This window comes from Collinsella intestinalis (assembly GCF_902501455.1).
GTDB classification, from domain to species: Bacteria; Actinomycetota; Coriobacteriia; order Coriobacteriales; family Coriobacteriaceae; genus Collinsella; species Collinsella intestinalis.
Genome location: NZ_CABWIC010000007.1, coordinates 44,760 through 69,409 on the forward strand (window position 1 = coordinate 44,760; position 24,650 = coordinate 69,409).

The 24,650-nt window shown below is 61.8% G+C and carries 33 protein-coding genes; 32 read left to right on the plus strand and 1 reads right to left on the minus strand.

The window, feature by feature from the left end; genetic code table 11:
* Positions 1 to 72 precede the first annotated feature (72 nt).
* The 15 genes from AOBCEHNH_RS01335 (at position 73) to AOBCEHNH_RS01405 (ending at position 12,262) form a co-directional block, all read left to right on the plus strand.
* Positions 73 to 1,230 (plus strand): AI-2E family transporter, encoded by a 1,158-nt coding sequence (locus AOBCEHNH_RS01335; protein ID WP_226803178.1) that lies wholly within the window; start codon positions 73 to 75, stop codon positions 1,228 to 1,230.
* Positions 1,231 to 1,400: 170 nt separating this feature from the next.
* Positions 1,401 to 4,733 carry an ABC transporter ATP-binding protein/permease gene (locus AOBCEHNH_RS01340; protein WP_152062868.1) on the plus strand — a complete coding sequence of 1,111 codons (3,333 nt, stop codon included), beginning with the start codon at positions 1,401 to 1,403 and terminating at the stop codon, positions 4,731 to 4,733.
* Positions 4,734 to 5,152: 419 nt separating this feature from the next.
* A complete protein-coding gene (gene rplC / locus AOBCEHNH_RS01345) occupies positions 5,153 to 5,773 on the plus strand; it encodes a 50S ribosomal protein L3 (protein ID WP_006723052.1) in 621 nt (206 codons plus the stop codon).
* A 15-nt stretch (positions 5,774 to 5,788) separates the two neighbouring features.
* On the plus strand, positions 5,789 to 6,415 hold the full coding sequence (gene rplD / locus AOBCEHNH_RS01350; protein ID WP_006723051.1) for a 50S ribosomal protein L4: 627 nt from the start codon (positions 5,789 to 5,791) through the stop codon (positions 6,413 to 6,415).
* The gene (gene rplW / locus AOBCEHNH_RS01355) at positions 6,416 to 6,703 is read left to right on the plus strand and encodes a 50S ribosomal protein L23 (RefSeq protein ID WP_006723050.1); all 288 of its coding nucleotides are present in this window, start codon (positions 6,416 to 6,418) and stop codon (positions 6,701 to 6,703) included.
* Between the two features lie 167 nt (positions 6,704 to 6,870).
* Entirely contained in the window at positions 6,871 to 7,701 is an 831-nt protein-coding gene (gene rplB, locus AOBCEHNH_RS01360; RefSeq protein ID WP_006723049.1) for a 50S ribosomal protein L2, read from the plus strand.
* A 26-nt stretch (positions 7,702 to 7,727) separates the two neighbouring features.
* Positions 7,728 to 7,988, plus strand: coding sequence for a 30S ribosomal protein S19 (gene rpsS, locus AOBCEHNH_RS01365; RefSeq protein WP_006723048.1), 261 nt, complete (start codon positions 7,728 to 7,730; stop codon positions 7,986 to 7,988).
* A 13-nt stretch (positions 7,989 to 8,001) separates the two neighbouring features.
* The gene (rplV, locus tag AOBCEHNH_RS01370) at positions 8,002 to 8,367 is read left to right on the plus strand and encodes a 50S ribosomal protein L22 (protein ID WP_152062869.1); all 366 of its coding nucleotides are present in this window, start codon (positions 8,002 to 8,004) and stop codon (positions 8,365 to 8,367) included.
* A 5-nt stretch (positions 8,368 to 8,372) separates the two neighbouring features.
* On the plus strand, positions 8,373 to 9,083 hold the full coding sequence (rpsC, locus tag AOBCEHNH_RS01375) for a 30S ribosomal protein S3 (protein WP_152062870.1): 711 nt from the start codon (positions 8,373 to 8,375) through the stop codon (positions 9,081 to 9,083).
* Positions 9,083 to 9,508, plus strand: coding sequence for a 50S ribosomal protein L16 (rplP, locus tag AOBCEHNH_RS01380; protein ID WP_006720292.1), 426 nt, complete (start codon positions 9,083 to 9,085; stop codon positions 9,506 to 9,508). The genes rpsC and rplP overlap by 1 nt, the downstream gene beginning before the upstream one ends.
* Positions 9,508 to 9,723 (plus strand): 50S ribosomal protein L29, encoded by a 216-nt coding sequence (rpmC, locus tag AOBCEHNH_RS01385; protein WP_006723045.1) that lies wholly within the window; start codon positions 9,508 to 9,510, stop codon positions 9,721 to 9,723. The genes rplP and rpmC overlap by 1 nt, the downstream gene beginning before the upstream one ends.
* 14 nt (positions 9,724 to 9,737) lie before the next feature.
* Positions 9,738 to 10,004: a 30S ribosomal protein S17 gene (gene rpsQ / locus AOBCEHNH_RS01390; RefSeq protein ID WP_006723044.1), complete on the plus strand. Its 267-nt coding sequence runs from the start codon at positions 9,738 to 9,740 to the stop codon at positions 10,002 to 10,004.
* A 107-nt stretch (positions 10,005 to 10,111) separates the two neighbouring features.
* Complete coding sequence (gene rplN, locus AOBCEHNH_RS01395; RefSeq protein WP_006720295.1) at positions 10,112 to 10,480, plus strand: 50S ribosomal protein L14; 369 nt, start codon at positions 10,112 to 10,114, stop codon at positions 10,478 to 10,480.
* An 18-nt stretch (positions 10,481 to 10,498) separates the two neighbouring features.
* Positions 10,499 to 10,822, plus strand: a complete 324-nt coding sequence (gene rplX, locus AOBCEHNH_RS01400) for a 50S ribosomal protein L24 (RefSeq protein WP_006723043.1) — start codon at positions 10,499 to 10,501, stop codon at positions 10,820 to 10,822.
* Between the two features lie 351 nt (positions 10,823 to 11,173).
* A complete protein-coding gene (locus AOBCEHNH_RS01405; protein WP_152062871.1) occupies positions 11,174 to 12,262 on the plus strand; it encodes a Gfo/Idh/MocA family protein in 1,089 nt (362 codons plus the stop codon).
* A gap of 239 nt (positions 12,263 to 12,501) precedes the next feature.
* On the opposite strand, the gene AOBCEHNH_RS01410 is transcribed toward AOBCEHNH_RS01405, so the two are convergent.
* The gene (locus AOBCEHNH_RS01410) at positions 12,502 to 14,976 is read right to left on the minus strand and encodes a U32 family peptidase (RefSeq protein ID WP_152062872.1); all 2,475 of its coding nucleotides are present in this window, start codon (positions 14,974 to 14,976) and stop codon (positions 12,502 to 12,504) included.
* 420 nt (positions 14,977 to 15,396) lie between these two features.
* Here AOBCEHNH_RS01410 and rplE point away from each other — a divergent pair, with 420 nt between their 5' ends.
* From rplE to AOBCEHNH_RS01495, 17 genes are all read left to right on the plus strand, one after another.
* Entirely contained in the window at positions 15,397 to 15,954 is a 558-nt protein-coding gene (rplE, locus tag AOBCEHNH_RS01415; RefSeq protein WP_006723039.1) for a 50S ribosomal protein L5, read from the plus strand.
* Between the two features lie 90 nt (positions 15,955 to 16,044).
* Positions 16,045 to 16,230 carry a type Z 30S ribosomal protein S14 gene (locus AOBCEHNH_RS01420; protein WP_039910329.1) on the plus strand — a complete coding sequence of 62 codons (186 nt, stop codon included), beginning with the start codon at positions 16,045 to 16,047 and terminating at the stop codon, positions 16,228 to 16,230.
* A gap of 126 nt (positions 16,231 to 16,356) precedes the next feature.
* Positions 16,357 to 16,755 carry a 30S ribosomal protein S8 gene (rpsH, locus tag AOBCEHNH_RS01425; protein WP_006723038.1) on the plus strand — a complete coding sequence of 133 codons (399 nt, stop codon included), beginning with the start codon at positions 16,357 to 16,359 and terminating at the stop codon, positions 16,753 to 16,755.
* A 34-nt stretch (positions 16,756 to 16,789) separates the two neighbouring features.
* Positions 16,790 to 17,326, plus strand: coding sequence for a 50S ribosomal protein L6 (rplF, locus tag AOBCEHNH_RS01430; RefSeq protein ID WP_006723037.1), 537 nt, complete (start codon positions 16,790 to 16,792; stop codon positions 17,324 to 17,326).
* A gap of 68 nt (positions 17,327 to 17,394) precedes the next feature.
* Positions 17,395 to 17,757 (plus strand): 50S ribosomal protein L18, encoded by a 363-nt coding sequence (gene rplR / locus AOBCEHNH_RS01435; RefSeq protein WP_006723036.1) that lies wholly within the window; start codon positions 17,395 to 17,397, stop codon positions 17,755 to 17,757.
* An 11-nt stretch (positions 17,758 to 17,768) separates the two neighbouring features.
* Positions 17,769 to 18,299 (plus strand): 30S ribosomal protein S5, encoded by a 531-nt coding sequence (gene rpsE / locus AOBCEHNH_RS01440; protein WP_006723035.1) that lies wholly within the window; start codon positions 17,769 to 17,771, stop codon positions 18,297 to 18,299.
* A 2-nt stretch (positions 18,300 to 18,301) separates the two neighbouring features.
* Positions 18,302 to 18,481 (plus strand): 50S ribosomal protein L30, encoded by a 180-nt coding sequence (gene rpmD, locus AOBCEHNH_RS01445; RefSeq protein WP_006723034.1) that lies wholly within the window; start codon positions 18,302 to 18,304, stop codon positions 18,479 to 18,481.
* 2 nt (positions 18,482 to 18,483) lie between these two features.
* Positions 18,484 to 18,933: a 50S ribosomal protein L15 gene (gene rplO, locus AOBCEHNH_RS01450; RefSeq protein ID WP_006723033.1), complete on the plus strand. Its 450-nt coding sequence runs from the start codon at positions 18,484 to 18,486 to the stop codon at positions 18,931 to 18,933.
* Positions 18,927 to 20,213 carry a preprotein translocase subunit SecY gene (gene secY, locus AOBCEHNH_RS01455; protein ID WP_006723032.1) on the plus strand — a complete coding sequence of 429 codons (1,287 nt, stop codon included), beginning with the start codon at positions 18,927 to 18,929 and terminating at the stop codon, positions 20,211 to 20,213. Before rplO ends, secY begins: the two co-directional genes overlap by 7 nt.
* An 18-nt stretch (positions 20,214 to 20,231) precedes the next feature.
* Complete coding sequence (locus AOBCEHNH_RS01460; protein ID WP_006723031.1) at positions 20,232 to 20,858, plus strand: adenylate kinase; 627 nt, start codon at positions 20,232 to 20,234, stop codon at positions 20,856 to 20,858.
* Positions 20,855 to 21,643 (plus strand): type I methionyl aminopeptidase, encoded by a 789-nt coding sequence (gene map / locus AOBCEHNH_RS01465; protein ID WP_118102730.1) that lies wholly within the window; start codon positions 20,855 to 20,857, stop codon positions 21,641 to 21,643. The genes AOBCEHNH_RS01460 and map overlap by 4 nt, the downstream gene beginning before the upstream one ends.
* Positions 21,644 to 21,762: 119 nt before the next feature.
* On the plus strand, positions 21,763 to 21,981 hold the full coding sequence (infA, locus tag AOBCEHNH_RS01470) for a translation initiation factor IF-1 (RefSeq protein WP_039910571.1): 219 nt from the start codon (positions 21,763 to 21,765) through the stop codon (positions 21,979 to 21,981).
* Positions 21,982 to 22,130: 149 nt separating this feature from the next.
* Complete coding sequence (gene rpmJ / locus AOBCEHNH_RS01475; protein WP_006363204.1) at positions 22,131 to 22,244, plus strand: 50S ribosomal protein L36; 114 nt, start codon at positions 22,131 to 22,133, stop codon at positions 22,242 to 22,244.
* 15 nt (positions 22,245 to 22,259) lie between these two features.
* Positions 22,260 to 22,634 carry a 30S ribosomal protein S13 gene (gene rpsM / locus AOBCEHNH_RS01480; protein WP_006723027.1) on the plus strand — a complete coding sequence of 125 codons (375 nt, stop codon included), beginning with the start codon at positions 22,260 to 22,262 and terminating at the stop codon, positions 22,632 to 22,634.
* 16 nt (positions 22,635 to 22,650) lie between these two features.
* Positions 22,651 to 23,058, plus strand: coding sequence for a 30S ribosomal protein S11 (gene rpsK, locus AOBCEHNH_RS01485; RefSeq protein ID WP_006723026.1), 408 nt, complete (start codon positions 22,651 to 22,653; stop codon positions 23,056 to 23,058).
* Positions 23,059 to 23,077: 19 nt separating this feature from the next.
* The gene (rpsD, locus tag AOBCEHNH_RS01490) at positions 23,078 to 23,674 is read left to right on the plus strand and encodes a 30S ribosomal protein S4 (protein ID WP_006723025.1); all 597 of its coding nucleotides are present in this window, start codon (positions 23,078 to 23,080) and stop codon (positions 23,672 to 23,674) included.
* A 29-nt stretch (positions 23,675 to 23,703) separates the two neighbouring features.
* The gene (locus tag AOBCEHNH_RS01495; protein WP_118271669.1) at positions 23,704 to 24,645 is read left to right on the plus strand and encodes a DNA-directed RNA polymerase subunit alpha; all 942 of its coding nucleotides are present in this window, start codon (positions 23,704 to 23,706) and stop codon (positions 24,643 to 24,645) included.
* Positions 24,646 to 24,650: the final 5 nt, after the last annotated feature.

Sequence of the window (24,650 nt, forward strand, 5' to 3'; positions counted from 1 at the left end):
TATAAGGCCCAAAACCGTGTGGCACCCGAGGTCTCGATGGACCGCGGGTGCCGCCCTCATGTAAGGATGCCCATGTTCGACGAGAAATCGCGCCGCGCCGCCTCGCTGATCGCGTTCGGCGTTTGTCTCTATGCCGCCGTCATGCACCTCGACGTGGTGATCGGCGCCTTGTCCGCCGTCATCAACATCTTCTTCCCGGTGCTGCTCGGCCTTGGATTCGCCTTCGTGCTGAACGTGCCCGTTTCGGGCATGGAGCGCATGCTCGGCCGCCTGGTCGAGCGCCTTCCAAAGGAGAAGCGTCCTCAGCCTGGTCTTGTGACCGTGGTGAGCATCGTGCTGGTGCTCATCGCCATCGCTGGTGTGGCCGTCATGGCCGTCACGATGCTCGTGCCCGAGCTCATCGCCTCCGCTCGCACCGTCGCGCCCCTGCTCGCCGAGCGCCTGCCCGAGATCGAGCGCGTCCTGGCGGCCGAGGGCGTGGACGTGGACAAGCTCATGGCCTGGCTACAGCCCGCCGCCGGTTCTGCCTCCCGCTCGCAGGGCCTGCAGGGCCTGATGAACTTCGGACTCGGCTCCATCGCCACCTCGGTGTTCGCCGCTGCGCGCTCCACCGTCTCGGTTGTCTCGAGCACGGTGTTCGCCTTCGTCATCGCCGTGTACGTTCTGGCGAGCAAGCGCGTGCTCGGCCGTCAGGTCAACCGTATGATGGATGCCCATCTCGCCCCGCGACACGCATCGCGCATCCGCCACGTCGCGGCGTTGGCAACCGATACGTACTCCAAGTTCCTCTCGGGGCAGTGCCTGGAGGCGTGCATCTTGGGCACGCTTATCTTCATCGCGTTCTCCCTCTTCCGCCTGCCGTATGCCGGGCTCATCGGCTTCCTCACCGCGGTCTTCGCCTTCGTGCCGTATGTGGGCGCCTTCGCGTCGTGCGCCATCGGCGCGTTCCTCACCCTGCTCGCTTCGCCCGGTCAGGCGATCATCTGCGTGATCGTGTACCTGGCCGTCCAGTTCGTCGAGAATCAGTTTATCTATCCCCATGTGGTGGGTTCCTCCGTGGGCCTCTCCGCGCTGTGGACCCTCATCGCCGCGCTCGTGGGCGGCAAGCTCTTCGGCATCGTGGGCATCGTATTCTTCATTCCCATCGTGGCGGTGCTCTACGAGCTCGTCCGCCAGTGGACCAACACCCGCCTCGCCGAGCGCATGGCCGCGGGCGAGCTCTCGGAATAGGCCTTTGGGCTGATTCGCCCGCTGGCACTACCGGTGCAGCGGTTCGCGATCTCCTGGCGGCCCGTCTCGCCGATGCCACATAAGGTCTTTGTATCGCGTCCCCACGTTCGCCTAAACGCGGGGAATGTGGGTACGAAAAGCGAATATGACATCACGTGGATAGGCTGCGCATGATCGAGATTCGCGACATCACCAAGACATATAAGACCGGGGACCTGGTCCAGCGCGCCCTGGACGGCGTCTCCGTCACCTTCAGGGAGAGCGAGTTCGTGGCGGTTCTGGGCCCATCGGGTTCCGGCAAGACCACGTTCTTGAACATATTGGGCGGCTTCGACCACGCCGACTCGGGCGACATCGTGGTGAACGGAACCTCGACTCGTGACTATACGGATGCGGAATGGGACACATACCGCAACCACCGTGTGGGCTTCATCTTCCAGAGCTACAACCTCATTCCGCATCAGACGATTCTGGCCAACGTGGAGCTCGCGCTCACGTTGGCGGGCGTGGACCGCGCTGAGCGGGAGCGTCGCGCCCGTGCCGCGCTCGAGCGCGTGGGCCTGGGCGCGCATGTGAACAAGAAGCCATCGCAGCTCTCGGGCGGCCAGATGCAGCGTGTCGCCATCGCACGCGCGCTGGTGAACGACCCCGAGATCGTGCTCGCCGATGAGCCCACGGGCGCCCTCGATACCGAGACGGGCATCCAGGTGATGGATCTGCTCGCGGAGGTCGCGCGCGAGCGGCTCGTGATCATGGTCACGCACAACCCGCAGCTCGCCGAAGATTACGCGACGCGCATCGTGCGCATCAAGGACGGGCGTCTTGCCGGGGACACGTGCCCCGTGCCGGAGGATGAGGTCGAGGTCGTGCGTGCGGCCGCCGTCGCCCATCCCGACGAGGGTCCCGCGCACCGCTCGTCGATGGGTCTGCTCACGGCGCTCTCCCTGTCCTTCAACAACCTCATGACCAAGAAGGGCCGCACCATCATGACGGCCTTCGCCGGGTCGATCGGCATCATCGGCATCGCGGCGATTTTGGCGCTCTCCAACGGTGTGAACGGCTACATCGCCAAGGTCGAGCAAGACACATTGTCGAGTTATCCGCTCACGATCGCGCGGCAGAGCTACGACCTCACGAGCATGATGACGGGGGATGCCGGCACACCTGAGGAAGAGGTGTCCGGGGATGGGGCCGACGGCTCCGAGGCGCCGTCTGCCGACGCCGACGGAGGCCGCAAAGTCGACCTGAAGGAGCCTATTCCGATATTCACGATGCTCTCCGATATGTTCGCGAGCGTGAAATCCAACGATATGGCGAGTTTCAAGGGCTTTTTGGATAAGGACGCCAAGGAACTCGATGGCGAGGTTTCGGCCATCCAGTATGACTACGGCATCACACCGCTCGTGTATCGATCCGATACCTCGGAGGGGCCGGTGCGCCTGTCGCCCAACGCAATGACGACCGCCATGACCGGCGGGGCGTCGAGCGCCGCGATGGCGGGCACCATGATGACGGGCACTACGGCGTTCAACGAGATGATCGACAATCCCAAGCTGCTCGACGAGCAGTACGACGTGGTCGCCGGCCGATGGGCCAAGGCGGCCGATGAGTGCGTCCTCGTGCTTTCGCCTCGTGGCAAGATATCGGACTTCACGTTGTACAGCATGGGCGTGCTCGACCCCGCCGCCCTCGATCGCATGGTCGAGCGCACCATGAGCGGCTCGGGGGAGGTGCATGTCCCCGAGGTCGATGCGGATTTCACCTACGACGACGCGCTCGGCACGACGTTCAAGGTTCTCGCCGCTTCCGACTCGTATCGCCGCAACGCCGAGACGGGTGGTTGGACCGACATGTCCGACGACGCCTCGTTCATGGCGGACCAGGTGAGCCAGGGCCTGGACCTCAAGATCGTGGGTATCGTCCAGCCGAGTCCCACGGCAAAGTCCGCCGCGCTCTCGCAGGGCATCGCCTATACCAGCGGCCTGACCGACGAGCTCATGAAGCGCGCTGCGAATTCGGAGATCGTGCGGGCACAGCTCGCCGAGCCCGAGGTTGATGTCTTCACCGGGAAACCGTTCGCAACGTTGCAGGAGGAGGCCAAGCGCGGCGTTGATTTGGCGAGCCTGTTCTCCGTGGACGAGGCGGCGTTGCGTGCGGCGTTCAAGGTCGATGCGTCCAAACTCGGTGCAGGGCTCGATCTTTCGGGCTTCGATTTTGCGGGGCTCGACATGGGCGGGGTAGACATAGACATATCGAGCGCTCTTGAGGGAGTGGACCTTGCCGGTATCCTCTCGGGCGCGCCGATGCCGGATTTCAAGGGCATCCTGGGCGATCTTGCGAGCGATCCCGTGCTCGACAAGGCACAGCTCGAACAGGTGTCAAAACTCTCGGGCGCCTTTGTCGAGCGCTTCCTCACAGCGTGGTTGCCCGCACATGGCGAGGGGTTGCGCCCAAGTGAGCCCGATTTTGGCGAAAAGCTCGTCGAGCAGTTCGTCGCATATGCCGGATCCACGGCGCCGGAAGGTGGCGCAGCCCTGCTTGACGAGGTGGCGGCCGTGGCGGGCAAGCCTGTGGCCGAGCGCCTGGACAAGATCGTGCGCGCCTATGTGCGTGACGATTTGGCTCCCTACATGGCAAGCGCGCTCAAGGACGTGGCGGGTCAGGTTTCCAACCAGCTCGCTGCCGCGATTGGCACGCAGCTTCAGGAAGGTCTCGGCCGCACCTTCGCCGCGGCCGCGCCTCAGCTCGCCCAGCGTCTTGCTGCCAACATGCAGCAGGCGTTCTCGGTCGACGGCGGGGCCTTTGCGCGTGCCATCCATTTCAACATGGATGCGGAGGATCTTGCGTCCCTCATGGGGAGCTACGCCAACGCCAGCAGGCTCACCTACGACAATAACCTTTCGACGCTCGGCTACGCCGATGCGGCCGACCCGCAGGCGGTCAGCATCTATCCCGTTGACTTCGAGGCCAAAGACGCGGTGCTCGGGGCGATCGACCGTTACAACGAGGATATGCGCGCCGCGGGGGAGGACGATAAGGTCATCGTCTACACGGATTACATGGGCGTGCTCATGGGCAGCGTGACGAGCATCGTCAACATGATCTCGCTCGTGCTCATCGCTTTTGTGAGCATCTCGCTCGTGGTGAGCTCCATCATGATCGGCATCATCACCTACATCAGCGTGCTCGAGCGTAAGAAGGAGATCGGTATCCTGCGCGCGATGGGCGCCTCCAAGCGCAATATCGCCAACGTCTTCAACGCCGAGACCTTCATCGAGGGCCTCATCGCGGGCGTGCTCGCCATAGCGGTGGTCGTGGCCGTCTCATTCCCCGTGAACGCGTGGGCCTTGGCCGTGCACCACGTGGAGAACGTGATGCGCCTGCCCATCTCATCGGCTCTCATCCTCATCTTCATCAGCGTGGCCCTCACCGTCATGGCCGGGCTCATTCCCAGTCGCAGTGCCGCCCGCCGCGACCCCGTGGAGGCTCTCCGCAGCGAGTAGCCTCAATTTAGGGACAGTCCCTAAATTGAGGTTCGGCAAGGGGATGGCAGCTTGGGTTCCGCGAGGGGCGGCGTCGGATTTCGTAGATTCCGCACGAGCAGAAGCGTCCAGCGGACGCTTCGTCGCGAGCAGGACTTGACCGAGCGAAATCCGACGCTGCCCCTCGGCGGAGCGGGCAACGCCCTTCACCTGCAAAAACATTGCGAAGACAATATGGAGACGCCCGCGGGCGTGTATACTAATCAAGCTGTGTTCACTAGGAGGATTCTGCCTAGGCCATCTACCTGCGCAAATGGGTTGCCGCGCACAAGAGGTCAAAGCGAATGCAAGGAGTGGCACGCAAGTCCGTATGTGGTCCTCTAGGGGCACGCGCAAGGGGCGCGTGCAATGTCCCAAGACCACCGAGAGTTGGAGATCGAATGATCAACATGATTCTCGGCCGCAAGATCGGCATGACCCAGGTTTGGGACGAGGACGATAACGTCGTCCCCGTCACGGTCATCCAGGCTGGCCCCTGCACCGTCTCGCAGGTTAAAACTGAGGCGACCGACGGCTACAACGCTGTCCAGATCGGCTTCGGCGACATCAAGTCCAAGCACGTGAACAAGCCCATGGCTGGTCACTTCGCTAAGGCTGGCGTCGAGCCCGTCCGTTACCTTCGTGAGGTCCGCGTCGAGAACGGCGAGGAGCACAAGGTCGGCGACGTCGTCACCGTCGCTGATTTCGAGAACGTCGCCAAGGTCGACGTCATCGGCACCTCCAAGGGTAAGGGCTTCCAGGGTCGCATTAAGCGCTGGAACCAGCGCCGCGGTCCCATGACCCACGGTTCCCACATCCAGCGTCACCCCGGCTCCATCGGCCAGTGCGCTTACCCGGCCCGCGTCCTCAAGGGCGTCAAGATGGCCGGCCACATGGGCAACGCCCGCGTGACCGTGAAGAACCTCTCCGTTGTCCGCATTGATGCTGAGCAGAACCTCATGCTTGTCAAGGGCGCTGTGCCCGGTGGCAAGAACGGTCTGGTCGCCATCCGCATGGCGTAAAGGAGGACCGTCGCTATGTCTAAGTTTGAAGTGAAGAACGCCGAGGGCAAGCAGGTCGCCGAGGCCGAGCTCGCCGACGCCGTGTACGGCATCGAGCCGAACATCCACGTCATGCACCACATCGTCAAGTGCCAGCAGGCCTGCTGGCGTCAGGGCACCCAGTCCACCAAGGGCCGTTCCGAGGTCTCCGGTGGCGGCAAGAAGCCTTGGCGTCAGAAGGGCACCGGCCGTGCCCGTCAGGGCTCCATCCGCGCCGCTCAGTGGCGTGGTGGCGGTGTGATCTTCGGGCCCAAGCCCCGCACCTACGTGAAGCGCATGAACAACAAAGAGGTCAAGCTCGCCATGCGCTCCGCCCTGTCCGCCAAGCTTCGCGACAACGAGCTCGTTCTCGTTGACGACTACGGCTTCGAGAAGCCTTCCACCAAGGCCGCCGTTGCCATGCTCAAGGCTCTGGGCATCGAGGGCAAGCGTCTGACCATCATCGTTCGCGAGGATGACATCAACGCTTACCTCTCCTTCCGCAACATCCCCAAGACGTTCATCATCACGCCTGCCGAGGCCAACACCTATGACCTCGTCAACAACGGCGCTCTGCTGATGCCCGCCGACATCGCCGCTCACTTCGGGGAGGTGCTCGCCTAAATGACCGCTCACGAGATCATCATCCGCCCGATCGTGTCCGAGCGTTCCTACTCCGCCATGGAGGAGAACAAGTACACCTTCGAGGTTGCCAAGGACGCCAACAAGTTCCAGATCAAGGACGCCGTCGAGGAGATCTTTGGCGTGAAGGTTGTTCGCGTTAACACCCTGAACGTCAAGCCCAAGACCAAGCGCGTTCGCTATGTCGCTGGCAAGACCCGTTCTTGGAAGAAGGCCATCGTCACCGTGGCCGAGGGTCAGACCATCGAGGTCTTCGGCACTCAGGCGTAATTCACGCCTCTGTTAGTTCTTGACGCTTGCCTCTTCGAATAGGGGAGGCAAGCTCAAGTGCTCCGTGCGTATTAAAAGGAAACGCCCGGAGCCGTGGTAATCCGGTGTCACTGCATCCACGATCCCGGCTTGCAGTGGCCAACGGACCGATATGAAAGGGATAAGGAATGGCTGTAAAGCACCTTAAGCCGACCAGCGCCGGCCGTCGCTGGCAGACGATCGCGGACTTCTCCGAGATCACCTGCACCACGCCCGAGAAGTCTCTTCTCGAGCCGCTGCCGGTCAAGGCCGGTCGTAACAACGCCGGTCGCATCACCATGCGCCACCAGGGTGGCCGCGTGAAGCGCCAGTACCGCGTTATCGACTTCAAGCGCAACAAGGACGGCGTGCCGGCCAAGGTCGCTACCATCGAGTACGACCCGAACCGCTCCGCTCGCATCGCCCTGCTCCACTACGTGGACGGCGAGAAGCGCTACATCCTGGCCCCCAAGGGCCTCAAGGTCGGCGACACCGTCATCTCCGGTGCCGGCGCCGACATCAAGCCGGGCAACGCCATGCCGCTGTCCGAGATTCCCGTGGGTACCCTCATCCACGCCATCGAGTTTCAGCCTGGCAAGGGCGCTGCTATCGCCCGTTCCGCTGGTACCGCCTGCCAGCTCATGGGTAAGGAGGGCAAGTACGCGATCATCCGCATGCCTTCCTCCGAGATGCGTCGTGTTCTCGTGACCTGCCGCGCCTCCATCGGTGAGGTCGGCAACTCCGAGCACGCCAACATCGTGATCGGTAAGGCCGGCCGTCATCGCAAGATGGGCGTCCGCCCGACCGTCCGTGGTACCGTCATGAACCCGGTCGATCACCCGCACGGCGGTGGCGAGGGTCGCTCGCACACCTCCGGTCGTCCGTCCGTCTCTCCGTGGGGCACCCCGTCCAAGGGCTACCGTACCCGCAACAAGAAGAAGACGTCTAACGACCTCATCATCCGTCGTCGCAAGAAGTAATCGATACCCGTTAGGAGAAAGCACTTATGAGCAGAAGTCTCAAAAAGGGCCCGTTCGTAGAGGCGCGCCTCCTCTCGCGTATCATCGCGATGAACGAGGCTGGCAAGAAGGACGTCGTGAAGACCTGGTCCCGCGCGTCCACCATCTTCCCCGAGATGGTCGGTCACACCATCGCCGTTCACGACGGCCGCAAGCATGTTCCCGTGTACGTCACCGAGTCCATGGTTGGTCACAAGCTGGGCGAGTTCGCGCCCACCCGTACCTTCCGTGCGCACAAGGCCAAATAGGGGGTTTAGGTAAATGGCTACTACTTCCACCGAGACCCGCGAGGTCCGCGCCACGGCTAAGTACGTGCGCGTTTCCCCCGGCAAGGCTCGCCTCGTGATCGACCTGATCCGCGGCAAGAACGTCGCTCAGGCCTTCGATATCCTCCACTTCTGCACGCGCTCCGTCGCCGTGGACGTGGAGAAGGTCCTGCGCTCCGCCGTCGCCAACGCCGAGCACAACAACCAGATGCGCGCCGACGACCTGGTCGTCAAGGCCGCTTATGTCGACGAGGGCCCGACGCTCAAGCGCATCCGTCCTCGCGCCAAGGGCTCCGCTTCCCGCATCCTGAAGCGCACGAGCCACATCACCGTCATCGTTGCTCCTCGAAAGGAGGCTTAAGCGTCATGGGTCAGAAAGTCTATCCCACTGGCTTCCGCCTCGGCATCACCGAGAACTGGCGCTCCCGCTGGTTCGCTGAGAAGGATTACGCTAAGACTCTCGGCAACGATATCGAGATCCGTCGCTTCCTCGAGAAGCGTCTCGCCCGCGCCGCCGTCTCCCGCGTTGAGATCGAGCGCGCCGGCGATAAGGTGAAGGTCATCATCCTCACCGCTCGTCCTGGCGTCGTCATCGGCAAGAAGGGCTCCGAGATCGACGGTCTCCGCACCGAGCTCGAGCGTGTCGCCGGCGTCTCCAAGGGCAACCTGTCCGTCGACGTGATCGAGGTCAAGCGTCCCGAGCTCGACGCCGTGCTGGTGGCTCAGTCCATCGCCGAGCAGCTCGAGGGCCGCGTCGCCTTCCGTCGCGCCATGCGCAAGGCCGTTCAGTCCGCTCGCAAGGCCGGTGCCAAGGGCATCCGTATCCAGTGCTCCGGTCGTCTCGGCGGCGCTGAGATGGGTCGCCGCGAGTGGTACCGCGAGGGTCGCGTGCCGCTGCACACCCTCCGCGCCAAGATCGACTACGGCACCGCCACCGCCCGCACCACCATGGGCTCCTGCGGCGTCAAGGTCTGGATCTACCAGGGCGAGAAGCTCCCGGGCCAGCCTGTTCCCAACATGGCTCTCGAGGGTACCTCCCGTCCGCGTCGTCGCAACAACGATAGGAGGAATCAGTAATGCTCGCTCCTAAGCGTATTCTTCACCGCAAGGTGCAGCGTGGCTCCATGAAGGGCCAGGCCAAGGGCAACACCGAGCTCCATTTCGGTGAGTACGGCATCGTCGCTCTCGATCGTCACTGGATCACCAACCGTCAGATCGAGGCCGCTCGTATCGCCATGACCCGCTACATGAAGCGTGGCGGTAAGGTCTACATCACCATCTTCCCCGACAAGCCCATCACCAAGAAGCCCGCGGAGACCCGCATGGGCTCCGGTAAGGGTAACCCCGAGGAGTGGGTGGCCGTCGTCAAGCCGGGTCGCGTTATGTTCGAGATCGCCGGCGTGTCCGAGGAGATCGCACGCGAGGCCCTGCGTCTTGCCCAGCACAAGCTGCCGATCAAGACCAAGATCATTACCCGCGCTAAGAACGGGGAGGACAAGTAATGAAGCCCGCAGAGATTCGTGAGCTTTCCGACGAGGCCCTGGCTGAGAAGCTGAAGGATTGCCGCGCCGAGCTCTTCAACCTTCGTTTCCAGATGGCCACCAGCCAGCTGGACAACACCGCTCGCGTGACCACCGTGAAGAAGGACATCGCTCGTGTCCTCACCGAGCAGCGTGCCCGTCAGATCGCAGCGGAGAAGTCCGCTGCCACCGAGTAGCACAGGAGTAGATAATGGCTGAAGCAACTGAGCGCAACGCGCGCAAGGTCCGCCAGGGTATCGTTTCCTCCATCATGGGCAACAAGAGCATTGTTGTGACCACCACGGAGCGCAAGCGTCACCCCAAGTACGGCAAGATGATGACCAGCACCAAGAAGTTCCACGTCCACGACGAGGAGAACACCGCTGGTGTCGGCGATACCGTCCGTATCATGGAGACCCGTCCGCTGTCCGCCACCAAGCGTTGGCGTCTCGTCGAGATCATCGAGCGCGCCAAGTAAGCTTGTCGATGTAAGTTTTCCGGTGATGTGCGCCCGCTTGGATGCCTCGGGTATTCACCAAGGGCGGTCGCACCTCTCACTGGCCTAGGTTCGGAAAGGTTCCAACCATGATTCAGATGCAAACCATGCTGAACGTTGCCGACAACTCCGGTGCGCGCAAGGTTCGTTGCATTAAGGTGCTGGGCGGCTCTAAGCGCCGTTACGCCGGCATCGGTGACGTCGTCATGGCCGCCGTCCAGGAGGCCACGCCTGGCGCGAACGTCAAGAAGAAGGATGTTGTCCGCTGCGTTATCGTGCGCACCGTGAAGGAGGTCCGCCGCAAGGACGGTTCCTACATCCGCTTCGATGACAACGCTGCCGTCGTCATCAACAAGGATGGTTCGCCTGTCGGCACCCGTATCTTCGGGCCCGTCGCTCGCGAGCTTCGTGACAAGAAGTACATGAAGATCGTCTCGCTCGCACCCGAGACCCTCTAACGTAAGGGAGAGACCACTATGTCTATGTCCATCAAGAAGGGCGACAAGGTCGAGGTGCTCTCCGGCAAGGATCGCGGCAAGCAGGGCGTCGTCCTGCGCGCGCTGCCTTCCGAGGGCAAGGTCATCGTCGAGGGCGTCGCCGTCGCCAAGAAGGCCGTCAAGCCCAACGCTGCCGGTCAGCAGGGCGGCATCGTCGACAAGGAGATGCCGATCGACGTCTCCAACGTCCAGCTTATCTGCCCCGAGTGCGGCAAGCGCACCCGTGTTGGCCACGAGGCTGGCGAGCTCGACGGTCACAAGACCAAGCTCCGCATTTGCAAGAAGTGCGGTCACAAGTTCTAAGATCTAGCATCTAGAGCGCCTTCGTACCCCCTGGACTGCCTCGGGCAGTTCAGGGGGTATTTCGTTTTTTATGCCTGAAATTGATAAGTGTACGTTTTGGGGGAAGTTTTGGGGCTGTTCGGTCGAAATCAGGGTCGATGCCAAATCCTATCCTGGGCAAACATCAAGTGATCCGATCCCAATCTCTGATTTAAGGGTAAAACCTCCCCCAAAACGTACACTTTTACAAAAATGAATCGACCCTTCTAACGAGAGGGTTCACTAAGAGCTTCTTCTTACATAGACCGTGTTGAGACTTGCTCCTTGTGCCAAAATTGCATCGTAGTGATCAATTATGGAAATGGGGTACACATGGATACACAGAACACTCTCAATGCTGCGCCCTTGGACGCCGCTGCGGCAGCAAAGGCCGCGTTTGCCGCTGTTGAGGGATTGCCGTTCCCAGATGATATCTTCACCGCACCTGAGCTGAGGTGGGCGGTTATTGGTTGTGGCGTAATTGCAAATCAGATGGCCCAATCCCTTGCGCTCGCGGGGCGCAAGGTTTACGGCGTGGCAAATCGCACGTTTGCAAAGGCCGAGGCCTTCGCGGCCGAATATGGCGTTGCGCGCGTGTATCGCACGGTCGAAGAGCTGTATGCGGACCCTGCGGTCGATGCCATCTACATCACCACGCCTCACAACACACATATCGAGTACCTACGCGGGGCGCTCGCGGCTGGAAAGCACGTGCTTTGCGAAAAGGCGATCACCCTTAATTCTGATGAGCTGGTCGAGGCGCGTGCTATTGCCGATGAGCATCACGTTGTGCTTATGGACGCAACGACGGTCCTGCACATGCCCCTCTATGTCGAGCTTATGCGTCGTGCGCGCTCCGGAGAGTTTGGCCGACTTCGTCTTGCGCAGGTCAACTTCGGTAGTTTTCACGACTATGAGGACGTGCAGAGCCGCTTTTGGAATCGCTCTCTTGCGGGCGGCGCCATGCTGGATATTGGTGTATATGCGCTCTCGGTCGCCCGACTGTTCATGGAGAGCCAACCTGATGAGGTCGTATCGCTCGCCAACCTCTTCAAGACGGGGGTGGATGAAGAGAGCGGCTTTATCACGCGCAATGCGCAGGGACAGCTCGGCGTGTTCTCCCTCACCATGCACGCCAAGCAGCCCAAGCGCGCCGACCTGTGCTTCGACGATTGCTACGTTGAGATCATGGCATACCCGCGCGCGGACCGAGCGACGATCACTTGGACGGCCGACGGTCGCCGCGAGGAGGTCACGGCTGGTGTTGAGGCTTATGCGCTGTGCTACGAGATCGCCGACCTGGAGAAGGCAGTTGCCGGGGATGAGTCAAAGCTGAAGCTTATCGATTGCGCTTCGGACGTGATGGAGACGATGACCCGTCTGCGCCGTGATTGGGGCGTTGTGTACCCCGAGGAGGAGTAGTGCGGGGGAATGCGCTGTTCGCATGGGCTGCCACACGGGTTGAGCCTTGTGCTGAAGGGCGTGCGAGCAGGATGTCATCGTGCTTCGAGCAGCGACTCAGAGGGCAATCAAAACATATCGACAAGTATCGATATGTGGTCCAAACCGACCGCTGCATATAGGTCAAATACAGGCAGCTACAAAAACAGGGGAGCGGGGTGTGAAGTCCCGCTCCCCTTTGACATGCGATCGAGGTGCTCCTATTCAACGCCTTGGAACAGGCAGCCAGAGCTTGTACCAGGAAGACGCTTGTCGGGCGTGCGCCCGGATCGAGCGGCTTCCAGGGCGCGATTGGTCCGCGCAACAGAGCGCGATAACATATCGATATTCATCAATGTGCCGTCAACGAGGAAGCGCGTAACGCCGGCGCGAAGCAGCTGCGGAATCTGTGGGGTGGCATCGAGCTGAACGCCGTCGTAGAGGTGGCTACGGCCGTTGAGGCCCGTTCGGACGGGCAGCATGCGCCCGTCGATGTTCTTGAGCTTGAAGTCGCGGGCGCGCAGGCGGCAGCTCGCGCAATCGTGGATGCAGGCGCCGGCGACCTGCAGGATGCAATGCTCGCTCGTCATGACGCGGGGAACGCCGAGTACCATGAGGCCCAGCGTCATTTCGCCGCGCTGCGGGGCGATACGTTCGATTTCGGCGAGGGTGAGCTCGGGTGAGAGCCAAGCTGCGTGCGCACCACGGGCGGCGAGCTCACGCATGCACGGGACGTTATGCACGGGGATGCAGCTGCGAAGCTCCACAACGGAACCGATCTCTGCGCCGAGCGCGAGTTCGGAGATGGTGCCAACGGCCGCGGGTGCACCGGGGGTGAACCACGGGTCGAGTCGCTCGTGGTCGAGTTCGCGGGAGACCTCATCGAGCACGGGGATGACGCCCTCGGCGGAGCAGCTGGCAGGGGAGAGCCCTTCAGCGAGCAGGTCGTCAACGGTCATGTACACGCGTGCCGCCCCCGCCTTGCGTGCCGCCGCGGCGGCATTGAGTGAGGTGACGAGCGCACAGACCTCCCCGAGGTCGTTCAAGTCCGCCGGGCACACGGGGTCGCTCTGCACCATCAAATGGTTTACGCGCTCAGCGTACGGCGCGAGGATGGATCGTTCCAGCGCTTCGCATGCGGCGGCGCGCACCTTGTGGACCGCGGAAAATCCCATGCCGCAGCCCTCGTCAAGTTGGATGTCGAAGCTTACCGCCTCAAATGGCGACGAGCCCATGCGGCCCACGTGCTCGACCAGGTCTTCCGCTGATACGGCGCGGGTCTTGGCGGACTCCACCGTGAAGCCCTCCGCGCGTCCGGAAAGCGCTGGATCGTCGATGCAGGTCAGTTCAACGGCAAGCGGCTGCCCCAGGTGGGCCACAACGCGCACATCCACGGCGCGCTTGCGGGCGACAGGGCGCTTGAGCGCAGCCTCTGCAGCGTCGAGCGCGGCCTGGCTGCGGATAAGGCGTACAAGGGCGCCTGCGGGCATGGGGCGGGCGGTGCGGCACTCGATGATATCGCCCGCCTGGGCATCCTCGGGGGCGATTGCGGTGAGGAACTGATCGAACTCATCGTCGTGGCGCAGCTCGAGTAGGTCGCCCTTGCTCACGGGCTCGGAAAGGCGCAGCTTCGTCCAGGCGGCGCGACGGCGCTTGTCGTCGGGTTTCAGGCCCTTTGTGTTGCCGAGTGGCTTGCTACCGAGCACCTCGCCCACGATTTGGCCTCGGTTGTTCGAGCGCTCGTAGCTCATCATCTCATCGCCCGAACGACCCTCCTGATACTCGGAGGTGAAATCGCGATTGAAGCAGCGCTTGAGTTGGCGGTAACGGGCCTGCGCGGTCTCGTCTGAGATTTCGCGGCCGGCGAGGATGTCATCGAGCTGCGCACGGTAGGCGCTCACGATGGAGTGCACGTAGTCGGGGGCCTTCATGCGCCCTTCGAGTTTCAGTGCGTGAGCGCCGGCATCCAGCAGACGGGGAAGCTTATCGGCGGTGCAGGTGTCGCGCGGGCATAGGGCGCGCTCGCGACCGGGCTTCGACCAGGAGCGTCCCGTTTCGTCAATCAGCTCGTAAGGCAGGCGACAGGGCTGTGCGCACATGCCGCGATTAGCCGAGCGCCCCCGGGAGGTGAAGCTGGAAAGCAGGCAGATGCCCGAATAGCAAAAGCAGATGGCGCCGTGGGAGAACACCTCGAGCTCGATGTCCACGGCATTGTGGATTGCGGCGATCTCGTCGATGGAGAGCTCGCGAGAAAGCGTGACGCGATCTGCGCCGGCTTCTTTGCACCAGGCGGTACCCCGGGCGTCGTGAATATTCGCCTGTGTCGATATATGGGTTTCCACCTCGGGCATGAGGCGGCGAATCTCAAAAAACAAGCCCCAGTCCTGGATGATGAAGGCATCGGCACCGAGCCTCCAGCAACGGTCGACAAGAGAGAGCGCCTCGGACATCTCCTCGTCTTTAATAACGATGTTGACGGTCACATAGACACGCGACCCAGCGAGATGCGCCGCACGGCAGGCTGCCTCGAAAGACTCGTCAGTGAAGTTATCGGCCTTGCGTCGGGCGTTGAACGCCCCCATGCCGCAGTAGATGGCATCTGCACCGGCCGCGAGCGCCGCGTAAAACGGCTCCGGTCCGCCGGCAGGCGCGAGGAGTTCTGGTTTGGAAAAACGTGTCGAAGGAGAAGAAGGCATGAAAACCTCCGGAGTAGCGGTTGATTCGCAACAAGTATAGAGTGGCGGGGATTCAACGATGTGAACGCTTTGCGTGGCCGGGGGCTGGGAGGGCCGGGGGATTTTGTAGATTCCGCACGCAAAGAAGCGTCCAGTGGACGCTTCGTCTTGCGCAGGACCTGACCGAGAAAAAATCCCCCGGTCCTCCCAGCCCCGACTCGCACGAAGGGGATGTCGTTTCCCGATTTATGGATTTACCTGCACACATGAAGTTGCGGTGGCAATCGTCGCCGCATAAGCGTATAGTAACGACTGTTTTGTCGGCTCCTGCCGTCAATTCGTCATGCCCAAGACAGCCATCGCGGGTATGGCGCACGTCAGGAGGCACGAGGCTAACCCACGAGGCCAACCCCGTGCTTAAAACCCCAGTAAGGAGTGAAAATGGCTGAGGAGAAGTACATTCCCCGTCTCAAGACCAAGTACAACGACGAGGTCAAGCAGCTCATGCAGGACAAGTTCCAGTATGAGAACGTCATGATGATCCCCAAGTTCGAGAAGATCGTCGTGAACATGGGTGTCGGCGAGGCCGCCACCGATTCCAAGGCTATCGACGGCGCTGTCCGCGACCTGCGCGTCATCACCGGCCAGCAGCCCATGGTCACCCGCGCCCGCAAGTCCATCGCCTCCTTCAAGCTGCGCGCTGGCATGCCCATCGGCGCCAAGGTCACCCTGCGCGGCGACCGTATGTGGGAGTTCTTCGATCGTCTGACCTCCGTCGCCATCCCCCGTATCCGCGACTTCCGCGGCATCTCCGCCAAGTCCTTCGACGGCCGTGGCAACTTCTCGATGGGCGTCACCGAGCAGCTCATCTTCCCCGAGGTTGACTTCGATTCCGTCGACCACACCCGTGGTATGGACATCACCATCGTCACCACCGCGAAGACCGACGAAGAGGCCAAGGCCCTTCTCGACGCCTTCGGCTTCCCGTTCAAGAAATAGGTTCTTAAAGCCCCGGGTTCCACAGGCGGTGCGCGAAGAGCACGTGCCGCCTGTCCGAGGCGCATATATACGTATGTGAGGAGGAAATAAGTGGCTAAGACATCGATGATCGTCAAGTGCAATCGCAAGCAGAAGTTCTCGACCCGCGAGTACACGCGCTGCCAGCGCTGCGGCCGTCCGCACTCTGTGTACCGCAAGTTCGGCCTGTGCCGTGTCTGCTTCCGCGAGCTGGCGCTCAAGGGCGAGCTTCCCGGCATCAAGAAGGCCAGCTGGTAAGTCACTGCCAGCGCGCCCATCTCATCTATGAGGTGGAGCGTACGGAAGACGTGCCTTACAGGCTTCCCCGCTAAGGGTGGGGGAGTACCGAGGGCACGGACTCATCAAGAACGAAGGAGAATCCACATGAATCTCACCGACCCGATCGCAGACATGCTCACGCGCATCCGCAACGGCAATGCTGCGAACAAGGCCGAGGTCTCGATGCCGAGCTCCAAGAAGCTCGTCGAGATCGCTCGAGTCATCTACGAGGAGGGCTACATCGAGGGCTACACCGTTGAGGACACCGCCCCCGCCAAGACCCTGCACATCACCCTCAAGTACGGTCCCAAGAAGGCCAAGGTCATCAACGGCATCAAGCGCTACTCCAAGCCTGGTCTGCGCAAGTACGCCGGCGTGAAGGACCTCCCCCGCGTCCGCGGTGGCCTCGGTACCGCCATTGTTTCCACCAGCCAGGGTGTCATGGCCGACCGCGATGCTCGCAAGAAGGGCATCGGCGGCGAGGTCATCGCCCTCATCTGGTAATTCGCTTAGGCGAGTAGAAGGAAAGGAGAACACCGTGTCTCGTATCGGTAAGAAGCCTGTCCAGATTCCCGCCGGAGTCGAAGTGGCAGTTGACGGCACTCACGTGTCCGTGAAGGGCTCCAAGGGCACCCTTGAGGCCGATTTCTATGAGAAGCTCACCATCGAGGTCGCCGACGGCGTGCTGACCGTCTCCCGCCCCGACGACGAGCGTGAGACCCGTGCCCGCCACGGCCTCACCCGCGCCCTGATCCAGAACATGGTCATCGGCGTCTCCGAGGGCTACACCAAGGTCCTCGAGCTCGCCGGCGTTGGCTACCGTGTTCAGCTCAAGGGCAAGGACCTGGATCTGTCCCTGGGTTACTCTCACCCGGTGATCTACACCGCCCCTGAGGGCATCACCTTCGAGTGCCCGGACAACACCCACATCCACGTCAAGGGCATCGACAAGCAGCAGGTCGGCCAGGTTGCCGCCGAGATCCGTGCCAAGCGTCCGCCGGAGCCTTACAAGGGCAAGGGCATCCACTACCTGGGCGAGCACATCCGCCGCAAGCTCGGCAAGGCCGCTAAGTAGTAGAGCGCTTCCACGTCGTAAGACCAGCACCCCGTCAGGTGCTGGCAGGACTTCATAAGGAGTTTCACATGAACAAGCAACAGGCAAAGCGCGCCGGCCTCAAGCGTCGTCAGCGCCGTGTCCGCGGCAAGATCTTTGGCACCCCGGCTCGCCCGCGTCTGCGCGTCGTGCGTTCCAACGCCAACATCTACGCCATGATCGTCGACGACACCAAGGGTCACACCCTCGTCTCCGCCTCCACCCTCGAGGCCGAGTTCAAGGGCACGACCACCAGTAACAAGGAGGCTGCCGAGAAGGTCGGTAAGCTCGTGGGCGAGCGCGCCCTCGAGGCCGGCATCAAGACCGTTTCCTTCGACCGCGGTGGCCGCGTCTACCATGGTCGCGTCAAGGCCCTCGCCGACGGTGCTCGCGCCGCCGGTCTCGAATTCTAGGAGGTAAGAGCATGGCTCGTAATCAGCAGAAGCAGCAGCGCGAGGCCTCCGAGTTCGAGGAGCGCGTCGTTTTCATCAACCGCGTCGCCAAGACCGTCAAGGGCGGTCGTCGCATGAGCCTCGTGGCCCTCGTGGTCGTGGGCGACGGCAAGGGCAACGTCGGTCTGGGCATGGGCAAGTCCGCGGAGGTGCCGCTGGCTATCTCCAAGGCCTCCATCGACGCTAAGAAGCACATGTTCCACGTTCCCGTGACCGCCGAGGGCACCATTCCCCACGACGTTCAGGGTGAGTTCGGTGCTGCTAGCATCATCATGCGCCCCGCTGTCGAGGGTACCGGCGTCATCGCCGGCGGTGCCGTCCGTCCGCTTTTCGAGCTGGCCGGCATCAAGAACATTCTGTCCAAGTCGCTCGGTTCCGACAACGGCCTGAACATCATCAAGGCCGCTGCCGAGGGTCTCAAGCAGCTCTCCACCCCTGAGGATGTCGCTGCCCGCCGCGGCCTCACCGTCTCCGAGATGTTTGTTGGCAAGAAGGAGAACTAGGCATGGCTACCATCAAGATCAAGCAGGTCCGCAGCATCAACGGCTGCAAGGAGGATCAGCGCCGCACCGTCCGCGCCCTCGGCCTGCATCGCATCAACGACACCCGCGAGATCACCGACAATGAGGGCGTGCGTGGCATGATCTTCAAGGTCAAGCATCTCGTTGAGATTGTGGAGGAGTAACAATGCAGCTTCATGACCTTACTCCGGCTCAGGGTTCCACCCACAGCCGCAAGCGCGTCGGTCGCGGTAACTCCGGCAAGGGCGGCACCTACGCTGGTCGCGGCCTGAACGGCCAGGGCTCCCGCTCCGGCGGCACCAAGGGCGCCGGTTTCGAGGGCGGCCAGACCCCGCTCGCGATGCGTCTCCCCAAGCTCCCCGGCTTCAAGAACCCCCGTCGTATCGAGTTTACCGCTGTGAACGTCTCTACGCTCGAGGTCAAGTTCGAGGACGGTGCCGTTGTCGACGGTGCCTCCCTCAAGGCCGCTGGCATCACCAAGTCCGAGTTCGAGCCCGTCAAGGTGCTCGGCGACGGCGAGCTCTCCCGTAAGCTCACGGTCAAGGTCGACAAGGTCTCCGCTTCCGCGAAGGCCAAGATCGAGGCCGCTGGCGGAAAGGTCGAGCTTCCGTGCTAACTGGTTTGAAGAACACCTTCCGCATCAAAGAACTCCGCGGAAAGATTCTTTTTACCATCGCGATGCTCGTTGTGTACCGTATCGGTGCGCACGTTCCCGTGCCCGGCATCCCCTTCCAGGCGATGTCGGGCCTTTTCCAATCCGCTGGCGATACCTTCGCCAGCGGTGCGATGGCCCTGCTGAATCTTTTCTCGGGCGGTGCGCTCTCTTACGTGTCCGTCTTCTCCCTGGGCATTATGCCCTACATCACGAGCTCCATCATCATGCAGATGCTTCAGGCCGTTGTGCCCAGCTTGCATGAGCTGGCCCGTGAGGGTGAGGTTGGCCAGACCAAGATCACCCAGTACTCCCGTTACCTCACGCTCGGCCTCGCCCTGCTGAACTCCGTTGGTTACCTCTTCCTCTTCAAGAGCTTCGGTATCCAGTTCAACGGAGCGGGCGCCCCCGAGATCATCTTCGACATCATGATCGTGGGTACGCTCACCGCGGGCGCCATGCTCATCATGTGGATCGGTGAGCTCATCACCCAGCGCGGTATCGGCAACGGCATGAGTCTGATCATCTTCGCCAACATCATGGCCGGTCTGCCTCAGGCTATCTTCCAGTCCATCGAGGGCGGTAACATGGGCGTCATCACCACGCTCGTCATCCTCGTCGTGATCCTGTGCGTCATTCCGTTCATCGTGTACCTCGAGCGCGGTCAGCGTCGTATCCCGGTGCAGTACGCCAAGCGCGTCGTCGGTCGTCGAATCATGGGTGGTCAGTCCACGTATCTGCCGATCAAGGTGAACACCGCCGGCGTCATCCCGATCATCTTCGCGAGCGCCCTGCTGTACTTCCCGGCTCAGCTTGCGGTCTTCTTCCCCAACGTCGGTTGGATGCAGGCCTTTGCTGGAGCACTGTCCAGCGGCTGGATCAACTGGATCCTGAACGTCGTCCTCATCGTGTTCTTCGCCTACTTCTATACGTCCATGGTTTTCAACCCGGACGAGACGGCTGAGAATCTCAAGAAACAGGGCGGCTTCATCCCCGGCGTTCGTCCCGGTAAGCAGACGGCTCATTACATCAAGAATGCGCTGAACAAGATCACGCTCCCGAGCGCAATCTTCCTCGCATGCATCGCCATCGTCCCCTCGATCGTGTTCTCCTTTACGAACAACGCGCTCATCCAGGCCTTTGGCGGCACTTCGGTTCTGATCATGGTCGGTGTTGTCATGGACACCATCGACAAGGTCGAGAGCCAGCTCAAGATGTACGACTACGACGGTTTCTTCAAGTAGGTCTCAAAGGAGTCTCTCATGAACATCGTGTTGTTGGGCGCCCCCGGCGCCGGTAAGGGCACCCAGGCCCAGCGCCTCGTCGCCGACTACGGCGTGGCCCACATCTCCACCGGCGACCTGCTTCGCGCTGCCGTCAAGGCTCAGTCCGAGCTCGGCGTCGCCGCAAAGAAGTACATGGATGCAGGCGAGCTCGTCCCCGACCAGCTTGTGATCGATCTCGTCAAGGAGCGCCTTGCCGCCGATGACGCCCAGAAGGGCTTCATCCTCGACGGCTTCCCGCGTAACACCACCCAGGCTGTCACGCTCGACACCGAGCTTGCCGCCATGGGTCGCGAGCTCGACGGCGCCCTGCTGGTCGACGTCCCGGCAGAGGTCATCATCGACCGCCTGTCCTCTCGTCGCACCTGCCGTGACTGCGGCTACACCGCCGGTCCGGACACCACCGTGTGCCCGTCTTGCGCCGGTGAGATGTATCAGCGCGACGATGACAAGCCCGAGACCATCAAGAACCGCCTCGATGTGTACGAGAAGAACACCAGCCCGCTGGTCGAGTACTATCGCGGTCAGGGCATCCTCAAGGTCGTCGACGGCAACCGCGACATCGACCTGGTGTACACCGACGTGAAGGCTGAGCTCGGTCTATGATCAAGTTCAAGTCTGCCGCCGAAATTGAGCAGATGAAGAAGGCCGGAGCGCTGTCCAAGATGGCGCTCCGTCACGTTGGGGCGATGATTCGTCCCGGCGTGTCCACCTTCGAGCTCGACCAACTCGCCGAGCAGATCATCCGCATGCATGGTGGAACCCCGGCCTTCAAGGGTTACGGCGGCTTCCCCGGCTCCATCTGTGCATCCTTGAACGATGCCGTCGTGCACGGCATCCCCAACCCTGACGTCATTCTGCGCGACGGCGACGTGATTTCCATCGACACCGGCGCCATCGTGGATGGTTGGGTGGGGGATAATGCCTGGACGTTTTACGTCGGCACCCCCTCCGTTGAGGTCAAGGGTCTGTGTGAGTGCACGCTCGACTGCCTGAAGGCTGCCATCGAGCAGGCCGTTCCCGGTAACCATATCGGTGATATCGGCCACGCGGTGCAGTCTCTCGCTGAGGCCAATGGCTACGGTGTGCTGCGCGACTACGTTGGTCACGGTATCGGCCGCGCCATGCACGAGGATCCCAATGTGCCGAACTACGGCAAGAAGGGTCGCGGTGTGAAGCTCGAGGCCGGCATGGTCATCGCAATTGAGCCGATGATCACGCTCGGATCCAACCGCGTTCACACCGGCGCGGACGGTTGGCTCGTCAGCACCAATGATGGCCTGCCCGCGGCTCACTACGAGAACACGGTTGCCATCACCGAGGATGGCCCCGTTATTCTCACCCAGGATGCCAAGGGTCCATGGTGCTCGATGTCCGGCGGTGTCATGTAAGCTGATCCATCATGACGGGTCAGGAAAAAATTATGTAGCGATTGGGAATTTCCCGATCGCGTCTTTGGCATGTAGTAACATGCAATGCTGCTGTCGTTTTCAAGAGAAAGATGATTGCCTTGAAGAAGGAAGACGCCATCGAACTTGAAGGTACGGTCACTGAGCCGCTGCCCAACGCCATGTTTCGCGTTGAGCTGGAGAACGGTGTGTCCGTTCTCTGCTCGATCTCCGGCAAGATTCGTATGAACTACATCCGCATTCTCCCGGGCGACAAGGTCACGGTGCAGTTGTCTCCGTACGACCTCACCCGCGGTCGCATCACCTATCGCTATAAGTAGCGACAGTCTTTGTGCCGGCACAGGAGGAAGGGGAGTGCTCTGCCCCCGATACCCGCGCCGTGCATCCAGCCATTCGTTGTAAACGCCTGCGGCTGGGCGAGTAGATAACATTCCACCTTGTAGCTTGAGCACTACCGAAAGGAAGAACGATGAAGGTACGCCCTTCCGTCAAGAAGATGTGCGATAAGTGCAAAATCATCCGCCGCCATGGTAAGGTCCTCGTGATCTGCGAGAACCCGCGCCACAAGCAGCGCCAGGGCTAAGAGAGGAGATCCACAGTGGCCCGTATTAACGGTGTCGACCTTCCGAACGAGAAGCGTGCGGAGATTGGTCTGACCTACATCTACGGCATCGGCCGCACCACCGCAGCGAAGATGTGCGCCGATCTCAACATTGTCGACGGCACTCGCATCAAGGACCTCACCGAGGAGCAGATCTCGGCGATCCGCGATTACATTGATCAGAACGGCCTGATGGTCGAGGGTGACCTCCGTCGTGAGCGCTCCCAGAACGTCAAGCGCCTCATGGACATCGGCTGCAACCGTGGCCTCCGTCACCGCAAGGGTCTCCCTGTTCGCGGCCAGCGCACCCACACCAACGCTCGTACCCGCAAGGGTCCGAAGCGTCAGATCGGTGCCAAGAAGAAGAAATAAGGGAGACTGACGCATAATGGCTACTGCAAAGAACAAGCGCGGCGCCGCCACCCGTATCAAGCGCGCCGACCGTAAGAACATTTCCGTGGGCCAGGCTCACATCCGTTCTACGTTCAACAACACCATCGTTTCCATCACCGATCCCGCGGGTAACGTCATCGCCTGGCAGTCGGCCGGCACGGTGGGCTTCAAGGGCTCCCGTAAGTCGACCCCGTTTGCCGCTCAGATGGCCGCCGAGGCTTGCGCCAAGGCTGCTATGGAGCACGGTATGCACAAGGTCGCCGTCTTCGTTAAGGGCCCCGGCTCGGGCCGCGAGACCGCGATCCGCTCCCTCCAGGCCGCCGGCCTCGAGGTCGCCAGCATCCAGGACAAGACCCCCATCCCGCACAACGGCTGCCGCCCCAAGAAGCGTCGCCGCGTGTAACTGAAAGGATCGATTTACTATGGCAATCGACAGGACTCCGGTTCTCAAGCGCTGCCGCCAGCTCGGGATCGATCCCGTTGAGCTGGGTTACAGCAGCAAGAAGGAATCTATCCGCCAGCCCAAGCGCCGTCGCAAGGAATCTGAGTACGGCATGCAGCTGCGCGAGAAGCAGAAGGTCAAGTTCATCTACGGTGTTCTTGAGAAGCAGTTCCACCACTACTACGAGCACGCTCTCCGCATGGACGGCGTCACCGGTGAGAACCTCATGACCATCCTCGAGACCCGTCTCGACAACGTCGTGTTCCGTCTCGGCTTCGCTCGCACCCGCAAGGAGGCTCGTCAGACCGTCCGTCACGGCCACTTCACCGTGAACGGCAAGCGCGTCGACATCCCGTCCTACCGCGTGAAGGCCGGCGACGTCATCGCCGTTGGCGAGAAGTTCCGCGACCTGCTCCCCATCAAGGAGGCCCTCATCTCCTCCGAGCGCTTTGAGGTTCCCGGCTGGCTCGAGGTCGACATCGAGAAGCTTTCCGGCAACGTCATCTCGCTGCCCTCTCGTGACCAGATCAGCGGCGATATCAACGAGCAGCTCATCGTCGAGCTTTACTCGAAGTAATCGTTCGCGCGCTACGCTGGAGGTATTACATGTCAGAATTCATCAGGCCCCAGGTTCACGTCGAGGAGATCAGCGACACCGCTGCTCGCGTCTCCGTCGAGCCTCTGGAGCGTGGATACGGCGACACGCTGGGTAACTCCCTGCGCCGTGTGCTGCTGTCCTCGCTCGAGGGTGCAGCCGTCGAGGCCATCCAGATCGATGGCGCCCAGCACGAGTTCACCACGATTCCCAACATGGTCGAGGATGTCACCGACATCGTCCTCAACGTGAAGGGTCTCGTGTTCCGCACGCTTGGTACCACGGACGAGGGCACTGCGACCATCTCGGTCGACGGCCCTTGCGAGGTTACCGGCGCTGACTTCTTCATCCCGTCCGAGTTCGAGCTCGTCAACCCCGATCAGCACATCGCTACCCTCACCGAGGGCGGTCACCTGACCATGAGTATGCGCATCGGGTATGGTCGCGGTTACGTGTCCTATGAGCAGAACAAGCGCGACAACGACCCGATCGGCATCATCCATGTCGACTCGCTCTTCTCGCCGGTCAAGCGCTGCGCCAAGCTCGTCGAGGCCTGCCGCGTTGGTCAGCACACCGACTACGATCGTCTGGTTCTCGAGATCGAGACCAATGGCGCGATTTCCCCGCGTGACGCCGTCGTCTCCGCTGCCAACATCATCAACCAGCACATGGCTGCGTTCATGACCCTGGCCGACGAGCCCGAGGCGGAGGAGGAAGTCTCCATCTTCGCCCCCGAGGTCACGAGCGACAATGCCGAGCTTGACAAGCAGATCGAGGATCTGGACCTTTCCGTCCGTTCCTACAACTGCCTCAAGCGCGCCAGCATTCACTCCGTGCGTCAGCTGGTCGAGTTCTCCGAGAACGACCTGCTGAACATCCGCAACTTCGGCGTGAAGTCGATCGAGGAAGTCAAGGACAAACTTGAGTCCATGGGTCTCAGCCTCAAGGCTTAACCCAG

Bases quoted from the DNA above. Each gene is read 5' to 3' on its own strand.
- AOBCEHNH_RS01340 (WP_152062868.1), top strand. From the start codon at position 1,401: ATGATCGAGATTCGCGACATCACCAAGACATATAAGACCGGGGACCTG.
- rplC (WP_006723052.1), top strand. From the start codon at position 5,153: ATGATCAACATGATTCTCGGCCGCAAGATCGGCATGACCCAGGTTTGG.
- rpsC (WP_152062870.1), top strand. From the start codon at position 8,373: ATGGGTCAGAAAGTCTATCCCACTGGCTTCCGCCTCGGCATCACCGAG.
- rplE (WP_006723039.1), top strand. From the start codon at position 15,397: ATGGCTGAGGAGAAGTACATTCCCCGTCTCAAGACCAAGTACAACGAC.
- rplR (WP_006723036.1), top strand. From the start codon at position 17,395: ATGAACAAGCAACAGGCAAAGCGCGCCGGCCTCAAGCGTCGTCAGCGC.
- rplX (WP_006723043.1), top strand. From the start codon at position 10,499: ATGTCTATGTCCATCAAGAAGGGCGACAAGGTCGAGGTGCTCTCCGGC.
- AOBCEHNH_RS01495 (WP_118271669.1), top strand. From the start codon at position 23,704: ATGTCAGAATTCATCAGGCCCCAGGTTCACGTCGAGGAGATCAGCGAC.
- AOBCEHNH_RS01410 (WP_152062872.1), bottom strand. From the start codon at position 14,976: ATGCCTTCTTCTCCTTCGACACGTTTTTCCAAACCAGAACTCCTCGCG.
- rplV (WP_152062869.1), top strand. From the start codon at position 8,002: ATGGCTACTACTTCCACCGAGACCCGCGAGGTCCGCGCCACGGCTAAG.
- rplW (WP_006723050.1), top strand. From the start codon at position 6,416: ATGACCGCTCACGAGATCATCATCCGCCCGATCGTGTCCGAGCGTTCC.
- rplD (WP_006723051.1), top strand. From the start codon at position 5,789: ATGTCTAAGTTTGAAGTGAAGAACGCCGAGGGCAAGCAGGTCGCCGAG.
- rpmJ (WP_006363204.1), top strand. From the start codon at position 22,131: ATGAAGGTACGCCCTTCCGTCAAGAAGATGTGCGATAAGTGCAAAATC.
- rpmC (WP_006723045.1), top strand. From the start codon at position 9,508: ATGAAGCCCGCAGAGATTCGTGAGCTTTCCGACGAGGCCCTGGCTGAG.
- rpsK (WP_006723026.1), top strand. From the start codon at position 22,651: ATGGCTACTGCAAAGAACAAGCGCGGCGCCGCCACCCGTATCAAGCGC.
- rplP (WP_006720292.1), top strand. From the start codon at position 9,083: ATGCTCGCTCCTAAGCGTATTCTTCACCGCAAGGTGCAGCGTGGCTCC.
- rplN (WP_006720295.1), top strand. From the start codon at position 10,112: ATGATTCAGATGCAAACCATGCTGAACGTTGCCGACAACTCCGGTGCG.
- AOBCEHNH_RS01405 (WP_152062871.1), top strand. From the start codon at position 11,174: ATGGATACACAGAACACTCTCAATGCTGCGCCCTTGGACGCCGCTGCG.
- AOBCEHNH_RS01335 (WP_226803178.1), top strand. From the start codon at position 73: ATGTTCGACGAGAAATCGCGCCGCGCCGCCTCGCTGATCGCGTTCGGC.
- rplO (WP_006723033.1), top strand. From the start codon at position 18,484: ATGCAGCTTCATGACCTTACTCCGGCTCAGGGTTCCACCCACAGCCGC.
- map (WP_118102730.1), top strand. From the start codon at position 20,855: ATGATCAAGTTCAAGTCTGCCGCCGAAATTGAGCAGATGAAGAAGGCC.
- AOBCEHNH_RS01460 (WP_006723031.1), top strand. From the start codon at position 20,232: ATGAACATCGTGTTGTTGGGCGCCCCCGGCGCCGGTAAGGGCACCCAG.
- rpsQ (WP_006723044.1), top strand. From the start codon at position 9,738: ATGGCTGAAGCAACTGAGCGCAACGCGCGCAAGGTCCGCCAGGGTATC.
- rpmD (WP_006723034.1), top strand. From the start codon at position 18,302: ATGGCTACCATCAAGATCAAGCAGGTCCGCAGCATCAACGGCTGCAAG.
- rpsH (WP_006723038.1), top strand. From the start codon at position 16,357: ATGAATCTCACCGACCCGATCGCAGACATGCTCACGCGCATCCGCAAC.
- rplB (WP_006723049.1), top strand. From the start codon at position 6,871: ATGGCTGTAAAGCACCTTAAGCCGACCAGCGCCGGCCGTCGCTGGCAG.
- rpsD (WP_006723025.1), top strand. From the start codon at position 23,078: ATGGCAATCGACAGGACTCCGGTTCTCAAGCGCTGCCGCCAGCTCGGG.
- rpsS (WP_006723048.1), top strand. From the start codon at position 7,728: ATGAGCAGAAGTCTCAAAAAGGGCCCGTTCGTAGAGGCGCGCCTCCTC.
- rpsE (WP_006723035.1), top strand. From the start codon at position 17,769: ATGGCTCGTAATCAGCAGAAGCAGCAGCGCGAGGCCTCCGAGTTCGAG.